General features: G+C 25.8%; 9 protein-coding genes. 3 read left to right on the top strand and 6 right to left on the bottom strand.

Annotation, left to right across the window (positions count from 1 at the left end; translation table 11 throughout):
• Window positions 1-204 precede the first annotated feature (204 nt).
• Entirely contained in the window at window positions 205-978 is a 774-nt protein-coding gene (locus K0040_RS15945) for a sugar phosphate isomerase/epimerase family protein (RefSeq protein ID WP_228109747.1), read from the bottom strand.
• A gap of 286 nt (window positions 979-1,264) precedes the next feature.
• Between K0040_RS15945 and K0040_RS15940 the strand changes: the two genes are divergently transcribed.
• Both K0040_RS15940 and K0040_RS15935 read left to right on the top strand, forming a co-directional pair.
• Window positions 1,265-3,175, top strand: coding sequence for an ABC-F family ATP-binding cassette domain-containing protein (locus K0040_RS15940; protein WP_228109746.1), 1,911 nt, complete (start codon window positions 1,265-1,267; stop codon window positions 3,173-3,175).
• 90 nt (window positions 3,176-3,265) lie between these two features.
• A complete protein-coding gene (locus K0040_RS15935) occupies window positions 3,266-4,006 on the top strand; it encodes a glycerophosphodiester phosphodiesterase family protein (RefSeq protein ID WP_228109745.1) in 741 nt (246 codons plus the stop codon).
• Window positions 4,007-4,422: 416 nt separating this feature from the next.
• Here the strand turns inward: K0040_RS15935 and K0040_RS15930 are convergent, their stop codons facing one another.
• The 3 genes from K0040_RS15930 to K0040_RS15920 all read right to left on the bottom strand — a co-directional run bounded on the left by K0040_RS15930 (window position 4,423) and on the right by K0040_RS15920 (window position 6,535).
• On the bottom strand, window positions 4,423-4,674 hold the full coding sequence (locus K0040_RS15930; protein ID WP_228109744.1) for a hypothetical protein: 252 nt from the start codon (window positions 4,672-4,674) through the stop codon (window positions 4,423-4,425).
• A 123-nt stretch (window positions 4,675-4,797) separates the two neighbouring features.
• Window positions 4,798-5,439, bottom strand: coding sequence for a DUF3867 family protein (locus tag K0040_RS15925; RefSeq protein WP_228109743.1), 642 nt, complete (start codon window positions 5,437-5,439; stop codon window positions 4,798-4,800).
• 178 nt (window positions 5,440-5,617) lie between these two features.
• Entirely contained in the window at window positions 5,618-6,535 is a 918-nt protein-coding gene (locus K0040_RS15920; protein ID WP_228109742.1) for a S66 peptidase family protein, read from the bottom strand.
• A gap of 154 nt (window positions 6,536-6,689) precedes the next feature.
• Between K0040_RS15920 and K0040_RS15915 the strand changes: the two genes are divergently transcribed.
• Window positions 6,690-7,094, top strand: a complete 405-nt coding sequence (locus tag K0040_RS15915; RefSeq protein WP_228109741.1) for a YrvL family regulatory protein — start codon at window positions 6,690-6,692, stop codon at window positions 7,092-7,094.
• Between the two features lie 24 nt (window positions 7,095-7,118).
• On the opposite strand, the gene K0040_RS15910 is transcribed toward K0040_RS15915, so the two are convergent.
• Window positions 7,119-8,396 (bottom strand): Gfo/Idh/MocA family protein, encoded by a 1,278-nt coding sequence (locus tag K0040_RS15910; RefSeq protein ID WP_228109740.1) that lies wholly within the window; start codon window positions 8,394-8,396, stop codon window positions 7,119-7,121.
• A gap of 72 nt (window positions 8,397-8,468) precedes the next feature.
• The gene (locus K0040_RS15905) at window positions 8,469-9,347 is read right to left on the bottom strand and encodes a DMT family transporter (RefSeq protein ID WP_228109739.1); all 879 of its coding nucleotides are present in this window, start codon (window positions 9,345-9,347) and stop codon (window positions 8,469-8,471) included.
• Window positions 9,348-9,399: the final 52 nt, after the last annotated feature.

Below are 9,399 nucleotides of genomic sequence, written 5' to 3'. Positions count from 1 at the left end.
CAAGTAGATCTTTTAAGGCTTCTTGTATATCTTCAGCGCTTTGAATATCATACTCTTCAATTAAATTTGCTATGATATTTCCTTTTCCTTCGCTAAGCTTTTGTTTTCTTTTTCCCATAATAAAACAACCTCCTATAATAATTAAATATTATCATAGAAAGCTGTTGAATTTTGTTATTTACAGAGTTTTTTTCACACACTCTTTTATATATTTAGTTTTAAAAAACCTTCTTTTACTAAAATATCTAAAGATTCCTTTAACTGTTCTAAATCTGTAATTTCCAGAGATACGGTTATATCATTATTCATATTATTTAGTTTATTAAGTATGCTTATTACATTCATACTTCCTTTATTTATTCCATAATGACTATCTTTATCTTTATGATTATTGTGTAAATGTATATGATTTAGCTTATAGCCAAGAACATTTATCCATTCTTCCACACTTATTTTAGAGTAAGCATTTATATGACCTATGTCTATACAAACAGAAAAATTATCTTTATTTGTTCTCTTCATTAAATCATCTAAAAGCTCATAATCTTCATCAAGTACATTTTCTATAACTATGTCCTTATTATTTTTTCCCTTTAAAAACTCAATCCAAAAATCATAAGCATTATTTTTCCATTCTACATATGTATACGTTCTTGGAGTGTATCCATTATGATAAAGTATCTTCTTTGCTCCTAAATCTTTAGCCACCTCATATGCTTGATCCATTCTAAGCTTTGTTATCCTTTTTATTTCACTGTCTCGACTTGCAGGACATAAATCTGCATATGGGCCATGAATTATTAAATCAATATTTCCATATAAGTCTTCTAACTCTTTTTTGTATATATCCATAATCTCATATCTATTATCCAATATGTAAGGATTTGCAAACTGTACAACTTCCAAACCTACATCATACTTTTTTAGTATTGGTAAAATTTTTTGTGTTTCTACTAACTGAGATACGTAAAATTTCATCTTATCACTCCTAATTTTTTTATATTTTTAATTCTCTTCTTCAATCATAATACTATAAATCTTATATATCTTTTCAATAAACATCAAACTTTCATTTATAAAAATTTTAACTTTTCAAAATAACTAGTCTATGAATATGTATTTGAGTTATAATAAGTTTATATTTTGACTAATAATTATAAAAACATAAATAAGATTTAAAATATTATTGCTATATTTAAAAATCGCTGTTTTTTATAATTTTATCTATAAATATAATAAAAGATAATAAGCAAAGGTGATAGAAATGAATTTAATAAGCTTAGAAAATATAAGTAAAAACTACTCAGAAAAAACATTATTAAATAATATTTCTCTAGGTATAAATGAAGGAGAAAAAATAGGACTTATCGGTGTTAATGGTACTGGTAAATCTACTTTATTAAAAATAATAGCTGGTAGCGAAGAAAGTGAAACTGGAACTATAATCAAAGCTAATAAAGTTAGAATTGAGTATCTTCCACAAAACCCATACTACGATGAAGAAGCCACTGTTCTTGAACAAGTGTTTAAGGGTACTTCTTCTGAAATGAAATTAATAGGTCAATACCAAGATATATTAGAAAAAATAAATCATACTTATGATGAAAAATTAAACAATACACTACTTTCTCTTCAAAGTAAAATGGATGATTTAAATCTATGGGATTTGGAAAGTGATGCAAAAACTGTACTTATGAAATTAGGTATAAAAGACTTTAACCAAAAAGTCAAAGAATTATCTGGAGGACAAAGAAAAAGAGTTTCTCTTGCTTCTGCTTTAATCACTCCTTGTGAGTTGTTAATACTAGACGAGCCTACTAACCACTTAGACAACGATACAATAGACTGGCTAGAAGAATATCTAAATAAATTTAAAGGTTCATTACTTATGATAACTCATGATAGATATTTCTTAGATAGAGTTACTAATAGAATAATAGAATTAGACAAAGGTAGCCTATTTAGCTATGAAGGTAACTATTCTGTTTTCTTAGAAAAAAAAGCTGAAAGACTTGATTTAGAGCAATCATCAGAACTTAAACGTCAAAACCTACTTAGAAAAGAACTTGCTTGGGTTAGACGTGGAGCACAGGCCCGTAGCACTAAACAAAAGGCAAGACTACAAAGATTTGATGAACTTGTTAATGCAGACAAAAATACAATTGATGAAAAATTAGATATATCTGTAGGTTCATCAAGACTTGGAAATAAAATCATAGAAATTCACAATATATCTAAAACATTTGATGATAAAAAAGTAATAGATAATTTGGAATATACTTTAGCTAGACATGACAGAATAGGTATTATAGGGAAAAATGGATTAGGCAAATCTACTCTAATTAACATACTTGACGGTAAAATCAAACCAGATAGTGGTGAGATTGAAGTAGGTGAAACAGTTAAAATAGGTTGCTTTTCTCAAGATGATTCACACATGCATCCTGATATGAGAGCCATTGATTATATAAAAGAAGAAAGTGACTACATTACAACTGCTGATGGAAGTAAAATCACAGCTTCTCAAATGTGTGAAAAATTCTTATTTGATGGAACTATGCAGTATACTTATATTAGAAAGTTGTCTGGTGGCGAAAGAAGAAGATTACACCTTCTTAGAATTTTAATGTCTGCACCTAATGTCCTTTTACTAGACGAACCTACAAATGACTTAGATATAGAAACTTTAAATCGTCTTGAGGACTACTTGGATGAATTCAAAGGTGTAGTTATAACTGTATCCCATGATAGATACTTCCTTGATAGAATTTGTAATAAAATATTTGCATATGAAGGTAGGGGCAAGATTCATATATATACAGGAAATTATAGTGATTATCTAGTATATAGAGAAAATGAAAAAATAGAATTTGAAGAATTTGCTCAAAGTATCTCAAAAGAAGAAAAACTTAAAAAAGAAAAACCTAAAAACGATAAAAAACTTAAATTCTCTTTTAATGAACAAAGAGAGTTTGATACTATTGATGATGATATTGCTAAATTAGAAGAAAAAATAGAAAAACTTGAAGGAGATACAAGTAAGTTTGCAACAAACTTTACAAAACTTCAAGAAATAATGAATGAAAAAGAAAAGTTAGAAAAAGAATTAGAACATAAATATGAAAGATGGGAATATTTAAACAATCTAGCAGAAGAAATATCTAACCAGAAATAATGGTCCCTTCGTTCATAAAGCCAACGTCTAAGTCTTTACTTCGTGGCAGACTTAGACTGTTGCTTATAATTTAGTTTGGAGGTTTAAATAATGAAAATAATCGCCCATAGAGGACTAAGTGGATTTTATCCAGAAAACACCATGCTAGCCTTTAAGAAATGCCTTAACTTAAACATATATGGCATAGAGCTAGATGTTCAAAAAACAAAAGACAATCATCTTGTAGTTATACACGATGAAAAAGTTGACAGAACATTTAATGGTACCGGTTATGTTAAAGATATGACTTTAAAAGAACTTCAATCTTTAAATTCTAATTTTAAAAATTATGAAAATAACAAGGACTGCAAAATACCTACTCTAAAAGAGGTTCTTATATTATTTAAACCTACAAACTTTATAATAAACATAGAAGTAAAAAATAATAAAATAAAATATAGAAACTTAGAAGAAAATGTAATTAACTTAGTAAAGGACTTAAAAATGGAAAGAAGGGTAATTATGTCTTCTTTTAGGATGAAAAGCCTTCATAAAGTAAAAACCCTTTGTCCTAAAATATTAAGGTCTTATTTGATAAGTGAAAGATTTTATAAATATAGACTTAAAAGTATGATCTTTTCAAAAGCTATAAAAAATAAATCTACTTATATAAGTAGTAGTTATTCTATTACAGACAAATATTTTATTAATAAATGCCACAGAAGAGATTTACAAATTCTTTGTTATACAGTAAACACTGTTGAAGAATACGAAAAACTATTAAAGCTTAAAGTAGATGGTATATTTACTGATTTTCCTAATATCATCTCCTCAATAAACAAGCAAATTTAATCTTTATTTATAAAATTACAATTTAATTTTTTCTCAAATTGTATATACACATATATTTACGTAATTTCCCAATAAATATAAAATAAGATTATATTATACTGGAAGGTTTTATGATGGAAAAAATATTAGATAATTTTATAGTCGTAGGATGCTGTACTGATATTTGTGTCTATTAATTAACCATAACCTTAAAAACATATTTTAATAAAAATAACTTAGACAAAAAAATTATAGTTCCTATGAATTTGGTTGAAACTTACGATATAGATATGATTCATAGTGGTGATTTTTTAAACACAGTTTTTTTCAATAGTATGATGCAAAACGGAATTGATGTAGTTAAAAGTATTTCAATATAATTAAACTAAAAGGTGTTATTTCTTTTGGAAATAACACCTTTTTATTATAATTGCAAATTAGACTCTTATATTGTTTGTAAGTGTCATACCTAACAATACAAAGCCAAGGAAAATGTTTATAATTCCTAATGTACAGTCTTGTGATTCAGTATTTTCTAATATTTCTTCAAATCCTGTGTAAAATAATCCAGCCGTACAAAAACATGAAATAATTAAAATCGTTGGTATTCCTAAAATATAAATTTCATTAATACCTAAAAATAACGCTAAAAATAATAATAAAGTTTCCTTTACTACTGTTAATATCATTTTCTATTCCTCCATTCCCCCCTTATACCCCTATTGTATTTCACATCTTACAATAAATCCATAATATTTAAAATCTTATAGAAAAATATTTCATAAAAAAATACACTTCCATTGAAGTGTATTTTAATAATCATACTCTTTGCATTTTTCACAAATAGTTATTTTTAATTTTTTATTTTTAATACCTTTATATGATAATAATAATTCATTTAGTTGAGCATCTACTAAATTTATAGAACCTTCGCTAATTAAAGTTACCTTCTCTTTTTCAATAATAATTTTCATATCATTTACTTCATTCTTTAAAAAAGTTGTTATTAGTACCTTACTTTCTAAATCTTTATTATACTTTTTATAAAAATCAGAATTTTTATCTATATCATAGTCTATTTTTTCTTTTATTTCATTTATTGTATTTTGTGTATCGTTTGTATTGTTTTTATTGTTTGTAGGATTAAATTTATTTAAATCATCAAAGCTTAAGCTATTAGGGTTTAAACCAAGATTTTTTATTTGTTGGTCCAATTCTGCTGGATCCACCCCATATCTTTCCATTAATCTATTTTGCATTTTCAAAAACTTTTCTTGAGATATATTATTTTCTCTCATATATTCATATATTTTAGATGTAAATTGAGACATAGTCATACTTCCATCTGCCACAGAGAAATATAAATCATACATATAATTTTCAAATTTATCCACATCACTGTCTTTCACTTTATTTTTTAGTTCATTAAAATCAATTATTCTATCATCAGACATGTTAATTCCTCCTGCCAAAATTGTACTTAATATGAATTATACCACATTTATTTAAATATACATAATATAAAAAGGAATGTGGTGATCATTTTGTCATTTCGTTTATTTCTTGTTTGTGCTATTTTATTAGCATTGGTTACACCTCAAAATAAATCATCTTAAGGATAGTTTACTATCCTTAATTTATACTTTTTATTATTTTTATTTTTTTTTCATAAGAGTTAAGGTAACAATTCATATTTAAAGGTATGGTAACCATAGGCATACAGTGACCAGACTTCAAATTGCATATGGTTGGCTTTTTATTTTTTATAGCAATCTCCTTAAGTATATTTAAAATTCCTTCGTCATTTTGAAATGCTTTTTTACAATTTGTAAATTCTCCAAATATTATTCCTTTACAATCATTAAATTTTCCCGCCATTTGCATATGATTTAACATTTTATCAACTTTATAAGTATATTCTCCTATTTCCTCTATAAATAATATTTTATTTTTAGTGTCTATTTCATATTTAGTTCCTAACGTTGAAACAATCACGGATAAATTGCCTCCTGTTATCACCCCTTCACAAATACCTTCATATAAAGATACTAAGTTTTCATTAGATGGATTTTCAATTATTAATTCTTCTTTAAAATTTAAAGCTTTTATCAGTGATCTATAAGTAAATTCATCCCATTTTTTTATACTTGCTGCCATAATGCCGTGATAAGTTGCTAAGTTAGATAGCTGATTTATAGCTATGTGAAGAGCTGTAACATCAGAAAAACCTATAAATATCTTAGGATTATCTCTAATTATAGTAAAGTCTATTAAATCGAGAATTCTGGCACACCCATACCCTCCTCTAACACAAATAATAGCGTCTATATTTTTATCTAAAAACATTCTTTCTAAATCTAAAGCTCTATCTTTGTCTTTGCCGCTTAAATATCCTTTGTATGATAAGTAACAACTCTTTCCTATTTTAACTTCATAACCCAATCTATTTAATTCATATTTTATTTCTTCTATTTTTATATCTCTTAAAGGTCCTGCTGGTGCAATTAGGCCTATTGTATCTTTTTTTTCCAAAGGCTTTGGATACTTCATATTATCCCCCATTCCATAATATTTTACTTATTCATTAGCATTTTATACTAATTTCAATCGTAATATTACTATAAGTAAATTTATAAATATTTATAGTTATATACTATTAAAATTTTTCTAGGAGTTGATTAATATAAAAAAAGAAAAAATAATAATGAAATTTACCCTGCTTTCTTTTATTATTTATATGATTATCATGCTAACTTTCGAAGCAATTATATATACAATAGCAGGAATAGGTTTTTTATCTTTTTTAGGATTTACATATGATTCATATAAAAGCGTTATAATCTTTCTAATAATTTGCTATATTATGCTTATCCCTGCCGATTATTATACTTCTATTTTAATCGGTTTATTTAAAGCTAAAAGCAATATTTCTAGGTTTCAACAAAGAGCCATAGATTTCATTTTATACACTTCTTTTTCTTGTTTTGTAGTTGGAGTTGTAGACTTTTTTATAGAAGGGATAAGTATAAGTCCTGCTAATCAAATTCTCTTTGTTTTACTTTACTACCTACTAGAAATATATTCTGATGTTTTACTTTTAAGCAAATAAAAAGTCTATCAAAAGATAGACTTTTTATTTGCTTAAAAGTAATAATTTTTCAATTTTCTTAGTCATTTCACAAGATTCACTCCAGAATTGATCTATATCTACTACCGTTTCACTTACATTTGCAAACTCACATGCAAATCCTGTAACATGACTATTTATAGTTGAAATAACGCTAGATTTCAAATCATCAAGATTTCTATTTTCTACTTGACTTATAAAATCCTTTATTAATTGTTCTTCAAAATTATCTTTATCAAGTTTGATTACTACTTCTTCCTCATTAATAAATTTTTTAATAATAATAGTGTTATCTTGTAAATCTGCATAAATTTCTCCATGAGTAAACATAAGTGTAAGGTTTCTATTTTCTTTTTTTGTAAATGCACTAATATTAAGTGTTGCTGTAATATTATTTTTAAATTTAAGTATGCTTATTAAATTATCAGAAACATTATTATCACAAGAATATACACATTGCCCATATTGGCCCTCTTTTAATATATTATTTATGTTTTCTTCGGTTGGGTTTATATGTAGTGCATGACTCATTTTATCATCATCTATATAAATTCTTTGAGCACAATAAGGACATTCTTTTTCTTTACTACATCTTATACATAACTCACTCATATCCAGTTGTAGATTTTTCCTCATAAAGTGATTCAGTTTACCAAAGGATGAAATCTTCTCACATTGTGAATTTGTTAAAAATTCAAGTATATCTAAATCATAGCAACTATTTGTTAAAATAAGTGGAGCCGTATCATTATCTAATCTCCAATTCCCTCTTACAAAATTATGTACAAATTTTCTATATCCTATATAAGAATTGTAATTAATATTAATTAAATTCCCCATCTCTTTGTTTAATATTATTTGTCTAATCTTCAAGAATAAATTTGAATATCTAAAAGGCATTGTAGCCATAAAAACTTTATCTTTGTTATTTTCACATAAATTTTTTAAATTAACTAATTTATCTAGGTTATTGGCAACAGGACCTTCAACTAACACATCATAACCTTTTTCTAAAGCTGAAGAAGCTATATAAAAATGAGTATTATCATTACTACAAACTATAACTGCATCTGCCATTTTTTCTTTTTTTAAAAAAACATCTATATTTTCAAAGACTTTATCCTCAGATAAATTAAATATTTCCTTAAACTTTTCTCTTCTTCCTATTTTACTTTCTACAACCGCTACAACTTCACATATATCATTATTATTTTTTATAAATTCACCATAAGTGTATCTACCCCTTACACCTGCTCCAATTATAGCTAATTTAACTTTATTCATCAAACAATCCCCTTTATTAGAAAAATAAATTACTTCTATAAATAATTATAATATACATTTTTCATATTTAGATTATTTTCTTAACTTATCTTGTCTTTTATTATATAAAAACATATATAATGCTGCAGCAAATATTATAAAGTAACCTACAATACTAAGACTATCTGGATATACACCAAATAAGAATATACTTAAAATAGCTGAAAATATTATATTACTATAATCAAATATAGAAATTTCTTTAGCTGGGGCATATTTGTATGCTAAGGTAACTCCAAATTGACCAAGACTGGCAAATACCCCTGCTAATATTAAATAAATAAACTGCACAGGTGTCATTGGCTCATAAACCATTAGAAACATTGGTAAAACTGTAATTAATGAAAACGTGGAAAAGAAAAATACAATAGTATAATACTCTTCTTTATTTCCTAACATTCTTACAAAAGTATATGCAAGAGCAGCAAATACTGCACTTAAAAAGCCTATCATGTATGGCACAACTCTAACATCAAAAGTAGGTTTTATTATAAATAATGCACCAATAAATGCAAAAATAATAGCTAATATTTGCTTTGGATTAATTTTTTCCTTTAGTATTAAAGCACAAAATATTACTACTAAAAATGGACTTATTTTATTTAACATATTTGCATCTGATAATACTAGTTTATCTATAGCATAATAATTAAAAATAACTCCAATTGTTCCAAATATAGAACGATAGATTAATATTTTTCTATTTTCTTTTTTTCCTGTAAAGCTTCCTTTATGTTTTATTATTAAAAATAATGCAATTATTGCAGCTACCAAATTTCTAAAAAATACTTTTTGCATATTAGGTAAGTCACCTGATAATTTTATAAAAGCCGACATCACTGCAAATCCGAATGCAGATAAAATAATAAAGAATATGCCTTTTAATCTGTTTGATTTTGTTATTTCACTCATTTTTTATCTTTAGTGAGAGAGTGTACTATAAGTACCAAACCCCCATTAAATT

This window comes from Terrisporobacter petrolearius (assembly GCF_020748185.1).
Classification (GTDB): domain Bacteria; phylum Bacillota; class Clostridia; order Peptostreptococcales; family Peptostreptococcaceae; genus Terrisporobacter; species Terrisporobacter petrolearius.
Note: the sequence above shows the minus strand (reverse complement) of the source record. Positions and strands in the feature narration are given on the sequence as shown.

Excerpts from the sequence above, each read along its gene's own strand:
- K0040_RS15945 (WP_228109747.1), bottom strand. The coding sequence starts at position 978 with ATGAAATTTTACGTATCTCAGTTAGTAGAAACACAAAAAATTTTACCA.
- K0040_RS15940 (WP_228109746.1), top strand. The coding sequence starts at position 1,265 with ATGAATTTAATAAGCTTAGAAAATATAAGTAAAAACTACTCAGAAAAA.
- K0040_RS15935 (WP_228109745.1), top strand. The coding sequence starts at position 3,266 with ATGAAAATAATCGCCCATAGAGGACTAAGTGGATTTTATCCAGAAAAC.
- K0040_RS15930 (WP_228109744.1), bottom strand. The coding sequence starts at position 4,674 with ATGATATTAACAGTAGTAAAGGAAACTTTATTATTATTTTTAGCGTTA.
- K0040_RS15925 (WP_228109743.1), bottom strand. The coding sequence starts at position 5,439 with ATGTCTGATGATAGAATAATTGATTTTAATGAACTAAAAAATAAAGTG.
- K0040_RS15920 (WP_228109742.1), bottom strand. The coding sequence starts at position 6,535 with ATGAAGTATCCAAAGCCTTTGGAAAAAAAAGATACAATAGGCCTAATT.
- K0040_RS15915 (WP_228109741.1), top strand. The coding sequence starts at position 6,690 with ATGAAATTTACCCTGCTTTCTTTTATTATTTATATGATTATCATGCTA.
- K0040_RS15910 (WP_228109740.1), bottom strand. The coding sequence starts at position 8,396 with ATGAATAAAGTTAAATTAGCTATAATTGGAGCAGGTGTAAGGGGTAGA.
- K0040_RS15905 (WP_228109739.1), bottom strand. The coding sequence starts at position 9,347 with ATGAGTGAAATAACAAAATCAAACAGATTAAAAGGCATATTCTTTATT.